14 protein-coding genes and 2 pseudogenes are annotated in these 17,833 nt (G+C 55.6%); 12 read left to right on the plus strand and 4 right to left on the minus strand.

The genetic code is table 11. The features are described from left to right. Positions 1-19 precede the first annotated feature (19 nt). The 4 genes from ACZ3HG_RS22010 to ACZ3HG_RS22025 all read left to right on the plus strand — a co-directional run bounded on the left by ACZ3HG_RS22010 (position 20) and on the right by ACZ3HG_RS22025 (position 2,664). A complete protein-coding gene (locus ACZ3HG_RS22010; RefSeq protein WP_191934811.1) occupies positions 20-805 on the plus strand; it encodes an IclR family transcriptional regulator in 786 nt (261 codons plus the stop codon). A gap of 12 nt (positions 806-817) precedes the next feature. Continuing rightward, entirely contained in the window at positions 818-1,267 is a 450-nt protein-coding gene (locus ACZ3HG_RS22015) for a universal stress protein (RefSeq protein WP_191934812.1), read from the plus strand. Positions 1,268-1,316: 49 nt separating this feature from the next. Beyond that, on the plus strand, positions 1,317-2,126 hold the full coding sequence (locus tag ACZ3HG_RS22020) for a hypothetical protein (protein ID WP_465334417.1): 810 nt from the start codon (positions 1,317-1,319) through the stop codon (positions 2,124-2,126). Between the two features lie 256 nt (positions 2,127-2,382). After that, positions 2,383-2,664: a putative periplasmic lipoprotein gene (locus tag ACZ3HG_RS22025; RefSeq protein WP_191934814.1), complete on the plus strand. Its 282-nt coding sequence runs from the start codon at positions 2,383-2,385 to the stop codon at positions 2,662-2,664. Positions 2,665-2,843: 179 nt separating this feature from the next. Here the strand turns inward: ACZ3HG_RS22025 and ACZ3HG_RS22030 are convergent, their stop codons facing one another. From ACZ3HG_RS22030 to ACZ3HG_RS22040, 3 genes are all read right to left on the minus strand, one after another. Next, positions 2,844-3,011, minus strand: a complete 168-nt coding sequence (locus tag ACZ3HG_RS22030) for a hypothetical protein (RefSeq protein WP_191934815.1) — start codon at positions 3,009-3,011, stop codon at positions 2,844-2,846. Between the two features lie 342 nt (positions 3,012-3,353). After that, positions 3,354-4,580: an L-lactate MFS transporter gene (locus ACZ3HG_RS22035; RefSeq protein ID WP_191934816.1), complete on the minus strand. Its 1,227-nt coding sequence runs from the start codon at positions 4,578-4,580 to the stop codon at positions 3,354-3,356. A gap of 471 nt (positions 4,581-5,051) precedes the next feature. Next, positions 5,052-5,261 (minus strand): hypothetical protein, encoded by a 210-nt coding sequence (locus ACZ3HG_RS22040; RefSeq protein ID WP_062743051.1) that lies wholly within the window; start codon positions 5,259-5,261, stop codon positions 5,052-5,054. A gap of 209 nt (positions 5,262-5,470) precedes the next feature. Between ACZ3HG_RS22040 and ACZ3HG_RS22045 the strand changes: the two genes are divergently transcribed. Further along, on the plus strand, positions 5,471-6,718 hold the full coding sequence (locus ACZ3HG_RS22045) for a mechanosensitive ion channel family protein (RefSeq protein ID WP_191934817.1): 1,248 nt from the start codon (positions 5,471-5,473) through the stop codon (positions 6,716-6,718). Positions 6,719-6,773: 55 nt separating this feature from the next. Here ACZ3HG_RS22045 and ACZ3HG_RS22050 read toward each other — a convergent pair whose 3' ends face one another. Next, entirely contained in the window at positions 6,774-8,717 is a 1,944-nt protein-coding gene (locus ACZ3HG_RS22050) for a methyl-accepting chemotaxis protein (RefSeq protein ID WP_191934818.1), read from the minus strand. Between the two features lie 752 nt (positions 8,718-9,469). Between ACZ3HG_RS22050 and ACZ3HG_RS22055 the strand changes: the two genes are divergently transcribed. The 7 genes and pseudogenes from ACZ3HG_RS22055 (at position 9,470) to ACZ3HG_RS22085 (ending at position 17,831) form a co-directional block, all read left to right on the plus strand. Continuing rightward, positions 9,470-10,408: a pectate lyase family protein gene (locus ACZ3HG_RS22055; protein WP_191936794.1), complete on the plus strand. Its 939-nt coding sequence runs from the start codon at positions 9,470-9,472 to the stop codon at positions 10,406-10,408. A 577-nt stretch (positions 10,409-10,985) separates the two neighbouring features. Next, a pseudogene (locus ACZ3HG_RS22060) lies at positions 10,986-11,337 on the plus strand (type VI secretion system contractile sheath small subunit); the annotation flags it as partial. A 22-nt stretch (positions 11,338-11,359) separates the two neighbouring features. Beyond that, positions 11,360-12,700, plus strand: coding sequence for a type VI secretion system baseplate subunit TssK (gene tssK / locus ACZ3HG_RS22065; RefSeq protein ID WP_465334422.1), 1,341 nt, complete (start codon positions 11,360-11,362; stop codon positions 12,698-12,700). Continuing rightward, the gene (gene tssL / locus ACZ3HG_RS22070; RefSeq protein ID WP_465334424.1) at positions 12,697-13,386 is read left to right on the plus strand and encodes a type VI secretion system protein TssL, short form; all 690 of its coding nucleotides are present in this window, start codon (positions 12,697-12,699) and stop codon (positions 13,384-13,386) included. The genes tssK and tssL overlap by 4 nt, the downstream gene beginning before the upstream one ends. After that, positions 13,383-15,107, plus strand: coding sequence for an OmpA family protein (locus ACZ3HG_RS22075; RefSeq protein ID WP_465334426.1), 1,725 nt, complete (start codon positions 13,383-13,385; stop codon positions 15,105-15,107). Before tssL ends, ACZ3HG_RS22075 begins: the two co-directional genes overlap by 4 nt. A 178-nt stretch (positions 15,108-15,285) precedes the next feature. After that, positions 15,286-15,369: pseudogene (locus ACZ3HG_RS22080) on the plus strand (Clp protease N-terminal domain-containing protein); the annotation flags it as partial. An 83-nt stretch (positions 15,370-15,452) separates the two neighbouring features. Further along, the gene (locus ACZ3HG_RS22085) at positions 15,453-17,831 is read left to right on the plus strand and encodes a type VI secretion system Vgr family protein (RefSeq protein WP_465334428.1); all 2,379 of its coding nucleotides are present in this window, start codon (positions 15,453-15,455) and stop codon (positions 17,829-17,831) included. Positions 17,832-17,833 lie beyond the last annotated feature (2 nt).

Raw genomic sequence — 17,833 nt, forward strand, 5'->3', positions numbered from 1 at the left:
AACAAGGAAAAGGATCCCTATGTTTGAGTCTTCAGGCTGCCGCGATGACGAGCGTTCCGGCGGCATTCAGGTGATCACCCGCGCGGCGAAAATTCTTGACGCGTTAGGGGCAAAACCGGACGGGATGAGCCTGGGCGAAATTGCCCAGGCGGTCGATCTGCCGCGTTCCACCGTACAGCGTATTGTCGCTGCGCTTGACTCGGTCCAGCTGGTACGCAGCCACGGTACGGCGGCAGGCGTGCGCCTTGGGCCAGCTCTGCTGCGACTTATCGCCAATGTTCATACTGATGTGGTGGCGATCGCCCAGCCCTGGCTTCAGGCGCTGTGCGACCAGACGGGGGAAACCGTCTCTCTGGCGCGGGCCAGCGGTCTGCAGCTGGCCATTATTCACTATGTGGTGGCCGACAGGGAGCTGCGGGTGGTGCCGCGCATCGGCATGAACCTGCCGCTTTACAGCACGTCCGGCGGCCGTGCGCTGCTGGCGCTGGACAGCGACGAGACGGCCAGAGAGCGGGTCGGGGAGGCTTTTCAGGCCATCACAGAACTGACCGTGCGCGACTTCCCTGCGCTGCTGGCGCATCTGACTGAAATTCGCCGTACCGGTCTGGCCTATGATCGGGGAGAAACCCTGGAGGGCATCTCCACCATGGCGGTGGCGATCGACACCATTCTGGGGCGTTTTTCCATCAGTCTGTTAATCCCTGGCGCCCGCTTTCAGCGGCATGAGGCGCGCAACCGGCAGGCGATCCTGCGGTGTAAGGAGGCACTGATCGATGAAATTGGAAAAGCCGCATTACGCGACTGACAGGAGAAGGCTATGAAAACGCTTTTAGTTGCAGTAGATAATTCGGTCATTGCCCGCAAAGTTGTTTCGCTGGCGACCGAACAGGCGCTGGCCTTACAGGCTGAGGTGGTGGTGGTGTGCTGCGTGGATGCCAGCTATGCGGACTCCGGCCCGTTTGATATAGAGGCGGGTGAAGATCCCGGTGATTTTGGCCTGGCGCTGGACGAGCAAAATACCGCCGAAGCGGTGGTGCGCCAGGCGCTGGCGGAACTGCACCGTGCGGGCGTGGTGGCGCGGGGCAGGGTGGTCGCCGGGGAATCGGCTGAAACCATCGTGGCCGAATCGAACCGCCTTCAGGCGGCGATGATCATCATCGGACGTCGCCATCTCTCCTCCTTCAACCGTTTGCTGAAAGGTTCATGCAGTGCAGCGGTTATCGAACGTGCCAGCTGTCCGGTATTGGTGGACGTGCGCGCTGACTAAGGTGTTTTTACAGGCCGGCTAGCTGGCCTGATAACTTCAGGATCCTGCTTTGACTTCTCACGCTATTCTTGCCTCGCTGTTCTCCGCTCTGGTCTGGCTGGTTATTATTGGTGGCCTGCGACAGCGTAAAAAACTCAGGCCTGCCGCGGCAATACTGCTGTTTGTACTTCCGCTGCTGGCGGGCAATATTTACTACTTCGGCTGGGTGAACCCGGCACAGCAGAAACAGGCCGCCATTGATGCCTCAGCGGCCCGCCTCGCCACGCTGCCGGTCTGGCGCACGGTGAAAGTACAGCAGCCTGCGCTCTACCAGCAGGCCTATGATCAATTGATGACCCATCTCCGTGACGGAATGCCGGCGCAGCAGGCGATCGACAGCCTGCGTCCTCTGGTGGCTGACCTGCTGAATCAGCGTATTAATGCGGCCCGCGATGAGGACCTGATCGACTACATGCAGGCCTCCCTTGAGCAGATGAAACAGATCCGCCAGCACGGTGCCGGACAGTGTTTCCGCTTTCTGTTTCCCCAGGTTAAAGGGGGCGTTAACGTCAGTCAGCTGTTGCCAAAAGCCGTTACCGACCGGGAGCTGCAGTCGATGGATGTCCTGCTGCAGCACAGCCGGGGGGCAGAACAATCTGTGGATTTAAAACAGGGACGTGTGCAGCTTCAGGGCGTGGTACGCGGCCTGTATGGTCGCTGGGGCAGTGATCTGCAAACGCTGAATACACCGGCTGAACCCGGGGTGGATGAAGGTAAACTCTGCGATATGACGATAGATCTTTATCAGTCGGTTCTGGCACTTCCGGGTAAAGATTCAGCCAATGTTTTACGTATAATTATTAGCGGAACAGGTAATTGATGCCAAAAAAAAGCCCGCTCGCCGCGGGCATAAAAACTTTCTAATTATAGTAAATAAATACCTGGTGTTGCGCAGACATCTTCTAATGTCTGGGGCCATATTCGCACTGATATCGCCTGAAGGCCATTCACTCTCCTGAATCGATTCAATCGGCAAAACATTGCATAAGCTAAGTAAAATTGTGCAAATGCGCCTGAGTCTGATAGCCGCAGGGAGGGAGATTGCTATGATGCGGCACTCGAAGAGGGGAGTCATAATGAAGAAGAAACTATCCGCCGTATTGGCGATTTTACTGCTGGCTGGCTGTACTTCCGGCAAACCCGGGGCCTTTGAGAAGGTGGATGAAGATCCGGCAGTGAATACCGTTCAATATCGTTTTAATCCGGTTAACGTCGATAAAACGGCAATGGAGAAAGATGTTGAACGATATTGTACTGAGCGTGGCTTTGATAAAGTGGAGGCGTTAAGCCCACAGGAAAGCCATGTACCTGGCCTGATGAAAGCCTGGTATCAGTGTAATTACAGTATTAAAAGTTAAATAAAAATAAGGGCGGGGAAATCCCCGCCCAACTTTTTGCTACTTCATGGTTCTTTTTATATTGCTGTGTGCAGGCTTTGCCCGCCCAGCCCCGAACCCTGCTGCGTGTTGACGTCGCTTAAGCGGCGTCAATCCGACGACAGGGTTCCGGGCCTATCGGTGAATATTCACCGAATTCGTCACCAGCCGCGCCGTGGCCCGCCGCCATGATGATAGCCGCCGTGATATCCGCCGCCACCGCCGTGATAACCGCCGTCACCGTCGTGATGATGGCGAGGCGCAATAATACAACCGCTCAGCATCACAATCAGTGCCATGACAGAGGTCGCTTTCATTATTGTTTTCATGTTTATCTCCCGCCCTTTTCTATGACTACAACTTTACGCAAGAAAAGTGGAGGAATAATGCCGCGAATGTAGAGTTATCAGAGGAAATATTTCAAAATAATTCTATATGCTAATGCTCTGACTCTGCTCAAGTATATTAAATAAGATAATGATGAAAAAATCACGATATTGATGAGAATCATCTTAAAGCGGAAGTGGGGGCAAATAGCGCAGCTTTCAACATCAGGGAATAGCCTGCCGGTCAAGCGGGCGTTATTTCGTACAGGAACTGAGCGTGGGCCGATATTGACGTAAAAGCCCGCAGGGAGAGTCGCCTGCGGGCATGCGGTGTGATGCTGTCTGTCAGGCGTGCTGTAACGCTTTTTTCACTTCAGCAGCCCGGTGCGGCATGCGGATGGTGGCTGACATCAGCAGAGAGATAACCAGCAGGGCCATAATCAGGCTAAAGGTCACGGTAAAGCCGCCGAACAGGGAAGCGATAAGCGACCCCATCACGCTACCGATACCGAAGCCAAGATAAATGACCCCGTAGTTTTTCGTCAGGTTGTTGAGGCCAAAGAAGTCACTGACCAGTGACGGATAAACGGTGATGGTGCCGCCGAAGCTGAAGGCGACGCAGGCGATGGCAATAAAGAAGCTGCCTTCATTCATATGGCTGAACAGCAGAATGCTCATCCCGGCCAGGGAGACAATCTGCGCCAGGGTGATCACCCGGATACGGGCGACTTTGTCAGACAGTACACCCAGAATCAGACGGCCGCTCAGGTTGGCAATCGCAATGATGGTCACCGCATTGGCTGCGGTCTGTGCGCTCAGGTGAACCATATTCTCACCGATGTCTTTTGCCACGCCAATCACGTAGAGACCGCTCATACACGCCGTCAGGAACATCAGTGCCAGCATCCAGTACTGCGGCAGACGCATAGATTCTGCCAGCGAGTAATCGCGGCTCTTCTGGCTGGTTTTGCTACTGCTTCCCTGCTGCGCCGGGGCATCTTTCATCAGCAGCGCACCGACGACTATCATGCTCATCGCCAGCCCCCCCCAGATCATAAAGGTAGTTTCCAGGCTGTAGACGCTTAACAGATAGCTACAGATGAATTTAAAACCCAGGCTGCCCAGGCCGTAGGCACCGATCGCACAGGCGGAAATCATGCCTTTACGCTCCGGGAACCATTTTACACAGTTCGATAAGGTCATCAGATAACCCGCCCCGTCAGCCAGCCCGACCAGCACGCCAGCGCTCAGATAAAGCATAAACAGGTTATCCGCCTGGGAAGTCATCATCAGGCCCACAGCCATCAGCAGCCCGGCGGCGATGGTGACGTTACGCACGCCAAAACGTTCCTGCAGTTTTCCGGCTACGGATGAAGCAACCGCCAGCCCAAGACTCAGCAGTCCGAATGAAAAAGCGACCTGGCTGATGCTGGTATCCAGCTTGTCAGACAGCTGCCCGTTAAACAGGCTCCAGGTGTAGACCGAACCCAGCGCAAACTGCGTAATGATTGTACCGATCAGGGTTAACCAGCGGGTGCGGTTAACGCGGTGACCTGCGGTTGATGCGTTCATGGAAATCTCCTGGTGGAAATACTAAGGATCTTGAATTAAGCCAATAGTAGAGCCGGGCTTCATTACTGCGGGGAAAAAGGGCATGAACTGCCCTGACCAGGGAATGAAATGCCTCTGGGGCGACATGAATGGCCGCTGGCAGACGCAAAGAGGATCGTAGGGCGTGAGTTTATTTATTGATATATATCAATTTATTAAGCGAGTTTGCCGTTTTGGATACCCATGAGGTGGCGTAAGGCGGCGGATGTCTGCGGTAGGACGGGGTTAAAAACCAGCTGAAGGTGGAGGAGAGAGCAGTGCAGGGCGATGGCTGAACTGACGCTGGCCGTCTCGCCGAGGGGGCATCAGACGGTGCAAAATACCGACGCCACGCATGGCGATGCGTCGCCGCTGGCGGAAGCTATCCCGCCCTTCAACGTCGTTTCACTGCCGACGTCACCCGGCGATCGCACCGGGTGGCCTCGTTATGATCTAGCGAATATAACCGCGGATCACATCCGCAATGGCTTTATTCGCTTCGCGTCCGTCGCGGTGTTCCACCTCTTCCGCAATTTTTTCCAGGTACTTATTCAGTTTGCCGCCCGTTGGCACATTGCCGTAAGCGATCAGCATCTGCACAATGTTTCTCAGTGCAAGAACCTCTAGGGAGAGGCGTTCAACAACGGCGTCTTTATCTGGCATGGAATGCTCCGGTACGGCAGTCAACAATAATACCGTCAGATTACCCGCCCGCGCGCGGAATCAATCCGTTGAATATCGCTGTTTTTCGCGGCGATTAAGCGCCTGAACACTTAACCTCTGAATACATCGGCAAGATACTGTTACCTGTAAGGCTTGAACCTGCCTTCGGCACAGGGCATGATCGCGCCTCGCTTTAAAAAGGAGGCTTTATGCCGCAGTTGACCGCGATTCTGAAGCAATATGGAATAAATCCTGATCACACCACCTCGCTGATTATTATTTTTGGCATTATTTTTCTCACAGCATTAATCGTTCACTTTATTCTGCACCGCATCGTCCTGCGTGCCTTTGAACGGCGGGCCAACAGCAGCAGCCATCTGTGGCTGCAAATCATTACCGGCAACAAGCTGTTCCACCGCCTCGCCTTCACCGTGCAGGGGATGATCGTCAATATTCAGGCGCTGCTGTGGCTGCAAAAAGACAGTGATGCGTTATTGATCGTCACGACCTGCGCGCAGCTGTGGGTCATGCTCTATGCCCTGATGTCATTCTTCTCGCTGCTGGATGTGATCTCTGGCCTGTCCCACCGCTTTGCCTTTGCTGCTCAGTTCCCGCTGAAAGGGATTTTCCAGGGCGTGAAGCTGCTGAGTGCCATCGTTATTGGCATCATGATGATCTCCCTGCTGATCGGTAAATCACCGGCGATCCTGATTAGCGGGCTGGGGGCCATGGCCGCGGTGCTGATGCTGGTGTTTAAAGACCCGATCCTGGGCCTGGTGGCGGGTATCCAGCTTTCTGCCAACAGCATGCTGAAGCTGGGGGACTGGCTGGAGATGCCCAAATACGGTGCCGACGGCGCGGTAACTGATATCGGGCTGACCACCGTTAAGGTGCGCAACTGGGATAACACCATTACCACCATCCCGACCTATGCGCTGGTGTCGGATGCGTTTAAAAACTGGAGCGGCATGTCCGCCTCCGGTGGGCGACGCATTAAGCGCTGCATTAATATCGACAGCACCAGCATCCGTTTTCTCACGGCTGATGAGGTGAACAACCTGATGCAGGCACGCCTGCTGAAGCCCTATATGGCATCACGTCAGGAAGAGATTACCAGCTGGAACGGGAAGGAGGGGGCGGACGCGTCGGTGCTGAACCAGCGCAGAATGACCAACGTTGGCACTTTCCGCGCCTATCTGACCGAGTATCTGCGCCAGCATCCGTCGATTCGCCAGGATATGACGCTGATGGTGCGTCAGCTTGCCCCGGGCCCGGAGGGGCTACCGGTAGAGATCTATTGCTTCACCAATACGGTGGTCTGGCTGGAGTATGAGAGCATTCAGGCGGATATTTTTGACCATATTTTTGCGGTGATCGGCGAGTTCGGCCTGCGTATTCATCAGGCACCGACCGGCAGTGATGTGCGGGCGATTGCCGGCAGCGTTATCCCGGAATAAAAAAATCCGGTGCGCCCTGCGGCGACACCGGATGGTTTATTCACGGTCAATCGGTTTAGTGGGCGGCCTGCGCGGTGCGGAACACGGCAACCAGCTCCCGCAGCTGAACGGCCCGCGCGGCCAGCTCATCCGCCGACGAGGCGGACTGCTCTACCAGCACCGCATTCTGCTGGGTCACCTGGTCCATCTGGTTGACGGCAATGTTGATTTGCGAAATACCGGCGCTCTGTTCCTGTGACGAGGCGGAGATTTCGTTCACCAGCTGCGCGGTCTGCTCAATGGCCCCCACGCTTTGCTTCACTTTATCCCCTGCATCCTGCGCCATGGCGATCCCCTGACGGGCATTATCCACCGACACGCCGATTAACTGCTTGATCTCTTTGGCGGCCGTTGCGGAACGCTGGGCCAGCGCTCTGACCTCGGCGGCCACGACGGCGAAGCCTTTCCCGTGTTCTCCGGCCCTGGCCGCCTCAACGGCGGCATTAAGCGCCAGGATATTGGTCTGGAAGGCGATGCTGTCAATAACGCTGATGATCTCTTCAATCTGTCCGGCGCTGGCGCTGATCTTCTGCATCGACTGCAGGACCGACTCCATCGCTTCCCCACCCAGCAGGGCGGCATCCGTAGCGGAGCTTGCCATGCCGGCGGCATAGCGTGTGTTATCCGCATTTTGCAGAATGATGGAGGAGAGTTCTTCCATGCTGGCAGCGGTCTGTGCCAGCGAAGCCGCCTGCTCTTCCGTCCGCGCAGACAGGTCGCCATTGCCCTGGGCAATTTCTTCTGAAGAGGTGGCAATCGTCGTGGCGTTATCTTTAATGTCTGCCACCAGCAGTGAAAGGCGCTCACGCATCTGCATCAGGGAGCCAATCAGCCCGGCCATTTCGTTGTTGCCGGTGACTGCCAGGTGGGAGGTTAAATCGCCGGAGGCGACATCCCGGGCAACCTTCGCGGCATCGCTGACGGGGCCGGTGATGGAGCGGATGATATATACCCCGAGGATCACCACAAACAGAGCCAGCACGGCCAGTACGCCGAGTAACTCAACCTGCGCCAGGCGATGGGCGCTGATTTGTTCAGACAGCATCCGGCTGATTTCGTCACTCGCTTCAAGACCAAAGGTGTTGTACTGATTGATGGCGCGGGTGAAGAGGGCGACAAACTCCGCTGGCTGGAGATCGGTTTTGGTCCGGTTCACAAACACATCTTCAGCAATTTTTAAGGCCTCACTGGCCTGCTGCAGCGCTGCTTCCCCTTTGCCACTGAATTTTGCACGGACCTCTTCGTCTGTTTCAAATGACTTCTTCAGGTTCGCGTTATACAACCGCAGGGCATTTCGCCCGTTGCGGATTTGAAACTCCATACGAGCGTAATCGCTGTCCTCAATCCCGTCTTTTTTCGCCAGAAGCGACGTACCACGGGCACGGATCTGACCCAGCGTTTCCGTTAAGTCAGGCAGGCGGCTGAAGGAGCTGATAATGAACTGATAGGTATTTAAATCGGCATCCAGCGACAGGCTGTAAAAATCAAGCACGTCAACATTCAGGTCCAGCGCCGAGCGGATCACCTCAGCGTGACGATTCAGGCTGGTTGCCAGCGTCAGATTGCGGCTGTCGATATCGCGCTGCAGCTGCTCCCACTCAGCGGTCAGCGCGTTAAAACGTTGCAGCAGGGCATCGTTGTTACGGGTGGCACTGAGCGTGGTGAGAAGGGCGGCATTGAGCTGGTCAATCCGGGCTTTCAGTGCCAGACGATTTGGCGTAGCGGGATCATTGGTGGCGATAGCAATGGCCGCTTCAGCACGGTGGCGCTGCATCAGATTAAGCAGATTCAGCATCTCCTTTTCAACGGGAATACCCTGTAACTCTAATTCCTTCACGTTGATCTGCTGGTTTCCTTCTTGAATAAATAACCAGGAAGGAACCGCAAATAGCATCAATGAAAAAAACGCAAGGAGCAGGAATTTTGCAGGCAAATTAATATTGTTGAGGAGTCTTTTCATTTTTTAAATTTCACTTATGTTCAATATGATTTTCAGTCAAACCACGGGTGAGGGAATAAAAATTATCTTGGGGTTTTACAACTAAAAAAATCATTGTTTCCATGTGTCAGTTATATAACTCAATTCTGCGAATGAGTTTCACTATCGGCCTATAAGTAAACCTTCTTGATAGTGCGTTGAATTATAGTTTCAGATGAATGATTGTCTACGATCAAAATAGATGATATTTATTAATAGAAGCATAACGTGCTGAATTTTTTAACTCTTTGTTTGTTATGCTTTTTTAAGAAAGTCAATTTCTGTTAATTCCATTCATAAAAGCCAAAGTGTGTATTGTTTTTAACATTTATAAAATAAACTAAAGTTTGAATTAACCTTGCCGATAAGGGCCTTTATGAGATGAATGTCTTATTTATTTCAGCCTGAATCTGTTCGTTTTATACATAATCTTATTCAGTCATAGGCACCCGCTTATATAAGGCCTTACCGCTCACGGTTATTATATTCTGTTACATTTGAGCAGGATCTCCTTACAAAAGGCGTGTCGGACAAAGCGTTCTGTTTGCCTGTCGACCAGCAGAGTGAACTGGCTGGCCCATTGTTTTTAGCCTGGCGTATAACGGGTTCCGTACCCGGCCACTGGCGGGTTAGCCGATGTTATTAGTGATACAGGCTGATAGCGGAAGGCTCTGTCGACAGGATGTCGTATCACGGTGTTTTTCACTATAACGTAATACGTATAAGGGCTTTTTATGACATATCCAACGAGTAAGCTGAAGGGTCTGGTCGGTTTCGCCAAAGCCGCTAACGTCACGGGCGGCTGGAACGGGACGGTGGTAGAAATTAACTCTCTGGCCCAGCTGAACCAGTATGCGGGCGACAGCACGGCGCGCGTGCTGGTCATTAACAGTAATATCACCGCCTCCACCCTGACAAAAGTCAGCCTGGGCTCCAATAAAACCATCGTGGGCTCATTCCAGAACCGGACACTGAACAATATCCACTTCCGGGCAACGACCACGTCGCAGAATATCATTTTGCAGAACCTGATTTTCCAGCACTCGGTGAACATCAAAGACAATGATGATATCCAGCTTTACCTTAACTACGGCAGTAAATACTGGATCGATCACTGCTCATTTATCGGCCATACCTGGTCCGACGGCGACGGCAGTCTGGATAAACTGGTGTATGTCGGTGATAAAGCCGACTACGTGACCATCAGTCACTGCTACTTTGGCAATCATAAATATGGCCTGATCCTCGGCCACCCTGCAGATGATAACAATACCGCCTATAACGGCTTCCCTCATCTGACTCTCTGCCATAGCTACTTCGATAATATGCAGGTTCGGGCTCCCGGCCTGATGCGCTATGGCTATTTCCACGTTTACAGTAACTACGTTAACAAGTTCCAGCTGGGCTTCACGCTGGCGCAGAATGCCAATATCCTCTCTGAGAATAACTATTTCGGTGAGGGGAGTGCGAACAAAGGGATGCTGGATGACAAAGGGACCGGTACCTTCACGGATACCGGCAGCGTACCCGCCATTACCAACCAGAAGTCACCCAAAGCGCGGTGGACGGCCTCGTCTAACTACGCTTACAGTGCGAAGTCTGCCAGCGAGGCGAAAACCTTCGCGGCGGCTAATGCCGGAGCGAAGTCTACAACGCTGGTATTTGGCGGCTGAATACCTTTACCCGGGCCCGCGCAAGCGGGCTTTTTAAGGCCCGCCAGGCCAGTCAATAATAAATATTATTGAAGATTTGAACCGGCCGTGAGATGGACGTCTGTTCAGTCACGTCCTGCCTCCCCTTTTTTGCAAAAAATGAAAAATCAGACTTTTCACAATATTCATTGTATTTGGGTGATTTTTAATCCCTAAGTGAAATTGATCGCTTACTGAACACCCTTATCCCACAAGGCCTGGGTGAGATTTGCAAGAAAATTCTTATAAATCAGAAAGATGATCTGTGCTTGTTAAAATCGCCAATTGTAAATTTTTGTTACACATTTTCATTTCCGATCAGGCAGGGAACGTTTCTACACTCCGCCTATTGGGTGTTATCCGAATTTTTACATTTCAGATAAACACTCAAAAATACAGTGCTGACATGCTGGTGTAAGGAATGCGCTCGCTTTTAACCCCGGGATTTTGACGCTCGTCGGATGACGTGAACCGGAGGTTGTTCTGCCTGGGTTTGCCTTTCTTAATCATTTCTTACTGGCATTGACCGCTTCTATGACTCTTTAGAACAGGGACAGCCATGACTAACGCTCCCTGTCAGTCCGACATTCCCGGGGCGGGTATTCCTCTAAAACCTGACCTGCATAGCGGTGAGGCAAGCAATAAAACTGAACGCCCCCTGAAATGACGGGTGGCGGGTGATTTCAGTAACGGTCAGGAATCGGCACCCCTGTCCGGGCGCGAAAAAGTGAAGGTGAATAAAACAACGTTGACGCAGTGCTTTCTGAATATTTTCCAAAAACAAACCTGATCGTTAAAAACACGCTTGCTGTTGACGGTAGCAATGACGCATCAGTCTGATATTTCAGAGCATGAAAGATTTTTCTCCAGAGCAAGTCTCCCGGCAACTCCCCCAGCTGAAGGCCATGCTCGTAACATTAAGGCAGGAAGCCGATGAAAACGGAACAACCGTTATGGGGCAGGGGCGTTATGATCGCTCCCCAGCATTTCCAGCAGCAGGTCGCGTACGCAGCCTGGTCTGCTGAAGGTATCGCCCGGATGGGGTTATTACAGCCCTGGGGCGTGATCAATGTCGCTTTCGAACCGGAAACACTGAAGCTGGGCCGTCTGCAGGCCCGTCATCTGCACATCCGTTTTCAGGACGGGACGCTGATTGATACAGACAATGCAGATACTCTGCCACCGGTGCTGTCACTTGAAAGCATTACGCATGAGGTGGTGGTCCTTCTGGCGCTTCCACTGCTGCGGGCGAATGGTGGCAACTGCCTGAAACCCGATGAGGTGGCTGAGCGTCCGGTGCGATATCGCCAGCGCTGGCGTGATGTCCGCAATACTTTCGGCGACGATACCCGCCAGATTGCGGTGATGCAGCCAGAGCTGACGCTGCGGTTTGCTCATCAGAACAACAGTGATTACCTGTGCTGTCCGGTCGCCCGACTGCAGCAGGATTCGCAGGGTTCCTGGCAATGTGATGAGACGTTTCTCCCTCCACTCCTGACCCTCCAGGGCAGCCGCTGGCTGACGACCCAACTGGAGCAGCTGATGACCCAGTTGCGCGCCCGCCTGAGCCGTCTGATGGCGATGCGCCGTGAAAGCAATGAGCGTATGGCCGATTTTGCCGTGGCTGACGTTTCCCTGTTCTGGCTGCTCAATGCCCTGAACAGTGCAGAGCCTGTACTGGGGCAGTTTCAGCGCCATCCGCAAAGCCCGCCTGAGCGTCTGTACCCTGAACTGGCACGACTTGCAGGCAGCCTGCTGACCTTCTCGCTGGCGCATCAGGTAAGCGCGATACCGGTCTGGCAGCACGAGCAGCTGAATGACGTCTTCCCGCCGTTGTTCGATTTACTGGGCGACCTGCTGGAAGCCAGCCTGCCGTCGCGGGTGGTGGCGATTGAGCTTGAGCATGATGCCCGGCTTCACTTCTGGCAGGCTCGTCTGCATGACCCACGTCTGCGCGAAGGCGCTGATTACTATCTCTCCGTACGCTCACCGATGCCGGTGGCACAGCTGCAGGAACAGTTCCCGCGTCAGTGCAAGGTGGGTAGTCCCGATCATGTCAGGAGTATCGTTAATTCATCGCGGGTGGGGGTGCCTCTGTTGCCTCTGCGTCATGTGCCGGCTGCCATTCCACTGCGTCTGGAAAACCAGTATTTCAGCCTTGATGTCTCTCATCCACTGGCCATTGAAATGCTCCAGGGCGGGACCTGTATGTTTTACGTTCCGGGAATGCTGGGTGAGCCTGAACTTGAACTCTTTGCGGTACTGAGAACATGAGTGAGCAAAAACGCGGCGCTGCCGCATCCATTGATATTGATTCCCTGCTTCAGGACACCTGGCTTCAGGTCATCAGCCTGCGCCACGGTCCGCAGTTTCAGGATGGTGAAGGCCGGATGCTGTGGGAGCGCTGTATCGCTGATGTGGAGCGCGTGCAGCGTGAGCTGAAAGCGAGCGAACTCGATGAAGCCAGCTGTCAGCATATTCTCACCGCACAGTGTGCGCTGCTTGATGAGGTGGTCAAAGGTCGGGGCGTGGAGGATGACGCCTGCGTGCAGTGGTATGACATTCCCCTGCAGGGCCACTTCCTCGGTACCATGGACGCCGGTGACACGCTGTGCGATCGGATGCGCGATGTGCTGCGCGAACCGGCTCCTGACCACGTCGTCGTAACCTGCTTTCAGCGGGTCATGAAGCTGGGGTTTCTCGGCAGCTTCTGCTCTCTGAACGACCCGGCACGGCAGAAACTCGTCAACGCCCTCAGTGAACAGGTTACGCCGTTCAGCTATCCACAAACTCATCCGGTACTGGCGGAAAGTTCTGCCAGCCGGGGAGTGGGCGTCTGGCTGGCGTCATGGCCCGTGCGTATTGGTCTGAGCGTGGTGGTGGTGGCTGCACTCTGGTGGGGTCTGGATCACTGGCTGGATCAGACGCTGCAGACCCTGTTGCCGGGAGCCATGAAATGAGTCCTGCACAACAGCGCGGGCTTGCGCTGTGGGCTGCCCTGCTGAGTGCCGTGGTCTGCCTGGGTTTCCTGCCGGCCACCCGACTGGTTTCTGTGCTGGTTCTGCTGGCAATGCTGGGGCTTATCATGGCGTTCTGGGCTGTCGCTCGTCGTCGTGCGGAGCACGATGTCACCCTGCGTCTGGATGACCTTCCGGACGCCACTTACCGGCAGCCCGTGGTGCTGGTCTGCGGCGATCTGCCGCTGGCATGTATGCAGCAGTCACCGGTGCTCACTGTCACGCAGGGATGCTGGATCCGCGTGGAAGATCATCAGGATCTCGAGCAGGCAGCCCGCCAGGTACTGTGGCTGCGCCCTGACTGGGGACGTCAGCTGTCGGTGATGGTCAGTGTCTGCCCGCAGAAACACGCTGACAGCGAGCGTCTTACCAGTCGCCTGCTGGCCCTGCGCTGGCAAATCAGCCAGCTGCGTAAAGAAACCGGTCATTCTGTGCCGCTGGTTCTGAATGGTCAGATCGGCAGTGCGATGACAAATGACATGCTCTGGCAAGCCGCTGTCCCGGAGGAAGGGGTAAGGGTCTGGCGGGCGTCTTCAGCACCGAGCTCAATTGCCGCATGGGTCACTACCGGCGGGACGCCTGCGATGCAGCAGCAGGTGCTGATGAACACCCTGATGAGCTGGTTCCATCAGCACGTGAAAGCCGTCTTTATGGATGAGAACCCCGATGTTCCGATCATCGCCCCTGCTGCCGTGCTGTGGGGAATGGGGCCGATCCTTGCCGGAAGCCTGGCCACCTCGGTCTGGACGGTGTGGCTTTCCCGGCACACCGCGATGCAGCAGGTGACGGGCTGGCAGCCGGTGGGGACCGACAGCACGGTGATTTCCCCCTTCCCGGATTTTATCCTGCCGCTATTGCCGAAAGGGCAAGGCCTGACGCCGCGCGGACGAACCTGGCGATGTGCGCTCGGGATCTTCACGCTGGCGGCCATTGCCGCGCTGCTCAGCAGTGGCTGGAACAATCGTCAGCTGCTGCAACGGGTGAGTTTTGATATTGCCCGCTACAACCGTATCCCTATGCATGATTTCGCACCAAAAGCCGACGCCGTTTCCATCCTGCGTGACGATGCGGCACAGCTTGATGACCTGGCGCGTAATGGCGTACCGGCCCGGATGAGCCTGGGTCTGTATCGGGGGGAGCACCTGCGAATGCCGGTGCTGGAGGCGATCCGCTCGTATGTGCCTCCTCCACCGCCGTCTGAACTGCCGTCTGAACCGCAGCCGAAAGCTAAACCGGCCCCGACAATTGTGCGGCTCGACAGCATGTCGCTGTTCGATTCCGGCAAGTTCGTGCTGAAAGCGGGATCCACCAAAATGCTGGTGAATTCACTGGTCGGTATCAAAGCGAAGCCGGGCTGGCTGATTGTGGTGAGTGGCCATACCGATAACACCGGCAATGCGGGACTGAACCAGGCGCTGTCCCTGAAACGTGCCGAAGCGGTGCGTAACTGGATGCGGGACACCGGCGATGTGCCGGAAAGCTGTTTTGCGGTACAGGGTTATGGTGCAAGCCGTCCTGTCGCAACCAACGATACCCCGGAAGGCCGGGCGCAGAACCGCCGTGTCGAAATCAGCCTGGTACCCCAGGCTGATGCCTGCCAGCTCCCGGGCAAACCTTCAGCGTCATCACAGGATGAAGACGTTTCACAACACTTTCGAGAGTAGTCCAGGGCAAGCGTCCTGACGGACAGTCTCTTCTGCCCGTTCTTTGCTCAACGCCTGCCCGCGCGGGTTGAGCAAAGAAACCCTCAAACTGCCAGCCCGACCGTATGCGCTTTGGTCCCCTTAAGAGGAAACAGCGATGGGCGGTAGCGTGTCCGGGAACCGACAAAGAGAGGGATGTATGGGACATCCAGCCATTCTGTTGCGACGTCTGCCCCCTTACTGTGCCCGTGCGGTGGAAGGCGCGGCTTCGCTCTGCCAGACCGCGCCCATGCGGACATTCACGCCGGGCTGGCGCGATGAAAAGGGTATCCGGCTGGCGTTTGAACTTACACAAGGAGTGTACACATGAGCAATAACCCCCCCAACAGATTCAGCCACAGCCACCACCTGCTGGCGGTAAAAGGGTGCGAGTCAGCCCTCGACGTACTGGCCTTTGAGGGCGATGAAGCCCTGAGCACGCCGTTCAGCTACCGGATTGAATTTACCAGCGGTGACCATGCCATCAGCAAAGAGAGGATGCTGATGAAAGCGGCCTCCCTGACGCTGCAGGCCCCGGTTGACCAGGGGTTCGGCATCAAAATGCAGCAGGTGGTGCGCACCCTTCAGGGCGTGGTGAGCGGTTTTGAACGCCTCAGCACCTCCAGGGATGAGACCCGTTACGCCCTGACGCTCCGGCCCCGCCTGGCGCTGCTCGACCGTTCGCACCAGAACGCCATTTATCAGGACATGTCGGTCCCGCAAATCGTCGAGAAAATCCTGCGCGAGCGTCACAGCATGCGCGGTCAGGATTTTCTGTTCTCACTCTCAAAAGAGTACCCGCGCCGCGAGCAGGTGATGCAGTACGGTGAGGACGACCTGCACTTTATCACCCGCCTGCTGGGTGAGGCCGGCATCTGGTTCCGCTTTACCACCGACATGCGTCTGAACATCGACGTGGTGGAGTTTTACGACGGCCAGCAGGGGTATGAAAAAGGCCTGACCCTGCCGTCGGTGCCGCCGTCGGGCCAGCATTCGGCAGGGGGGGACTCGGTGTGGGGGATGGAGAGCCATCATAACGTGGTGCAGAAGCAGGTCAGCACCCGTGATTACAACTACCGCCGGGCCACGGAAGACATGAACACCCGGGTGGATGTGACCCGCGGGGATGCCACCACCTACGGGGATGCGTATCACTATGCCGACAACTACCTGACGCCGGGAAGCCACTATGACCGCAACCCGGCCCCGGAGTCGGGGGCGTTCTTTGCCCGCATCCGCCATGAGCGCTACCTGAACGGACAGACGCGGACGCGGGCCGTCACCAGCTGCCCGACGCTGGCCCCCGGCCAGGTGCTGAGGGTCACCGGGGGCATTGAGGTGGCGGAGGTCTTTGCTCATGGGGTGGTCGTTACGGCGATGCACAGCCATGCGCGTCGTGACGAGGACTTCGGCGTCAGGTTTGACGGCATCCCGGACAGCCCTGATTTTTGCTTCCGCCCTGAGCCCGGCACCCGTCCGGTGATGGCCGGCACGTTACCGGCCCGCGTCACCAGCACCACCGAAAACGACACCTACGGGCATATTGATAAAGACGGCCGCTACCGCGTCAGCATGCTGTTTGACCGGGATAACTGGGATGCGGGGTTCGAGAGCCTGTGGGTGCGCCAGTCCCGCCCGTACGCCGGGGATACGTACGGCCTGCACCTGCCGCTGCTGGCGGGCACCGAGGTGGCGATAGGCTTTGAGGACGGCAACCCGGACCGGCCGTACATCGCCGGCGTGCTGCACGACTCTGCGCACGGCGACCACGTCACCATCCGCAACTACAAGCGCAACGTGCTGCGCACGCCCGCCAACAACAAAATCCGCCTCGACGACGAGCGCGGTAAAGAGCACATCAAGGTCAGCACCGAGTACGGCGGCAAAAGCCAGCTGAATCTCGGCCATCTGGTCGACGGCGAAAAACAGCGGCGCGGCGAGGGCTTTGAGCTCAGAACCGACGGCTGGGGGGCGATACGGGCGCAGAAAGGGTTGTTTATTACTGCGGATGGACAGGCATCAGGGCAGGGCCAGGTACTGGAGATGGCCCCGACCATCAGCCTGCTAAAAGGGGCTCTGAACCAGATAATCGAGTGGGGGAGCATAACCAGTGCCCATCACAACTTTTCGCCGGATGCCGATTCGCTGAGGGAATTCGTCAACGGAGCAGAAAATCTGAAAGAGGCCGCCTTATTAATAGCGGCACCAAAAGGAATAGCTGCTGTGACACCTGAAAGTACGTTAATGCACAGTGGAAAAGGTCTTTACCTGCAAAGTCTGGGTGAGGTCAATATAGCTACGGCACAACGTCATTCTGTCAATGCCAGCAAAGCGATTTCGATGCTGGCTCAGCAGGAAGGAGTACGGCTTGTTTCTGCAAAAGGCCCGATGACTTTTGAATCACACGCAGACACTCTAGCCCTGACTTCTCTGAAAGACGTGACAGTGCAGTCCACTCAGGGCCATCTGCAGCTTACGGCGAAAAACGGTATCACGCTTAGCTGTGGCGGAGCGTATATACGGCTTTCGCCGCAGGGAGAGATTCATATTCACGGGCCTGGCCTGCTGAGCCTGAAGGGACAGCACGAAATGCTCGGGCCGCAGAGCGAAGACTTTCCGATGCCGGAACTTCCATCCTCTGTCTGTAAGGAGTGCCTGAAAAGGGCACAGGAAATGGCGAAAGGATTTGTGCCAAGGGAGAGTTAACA

The sequence above is a fragment of the Erwinia sp. PME.40.26/001 genome, assembly GCF_055556675.1.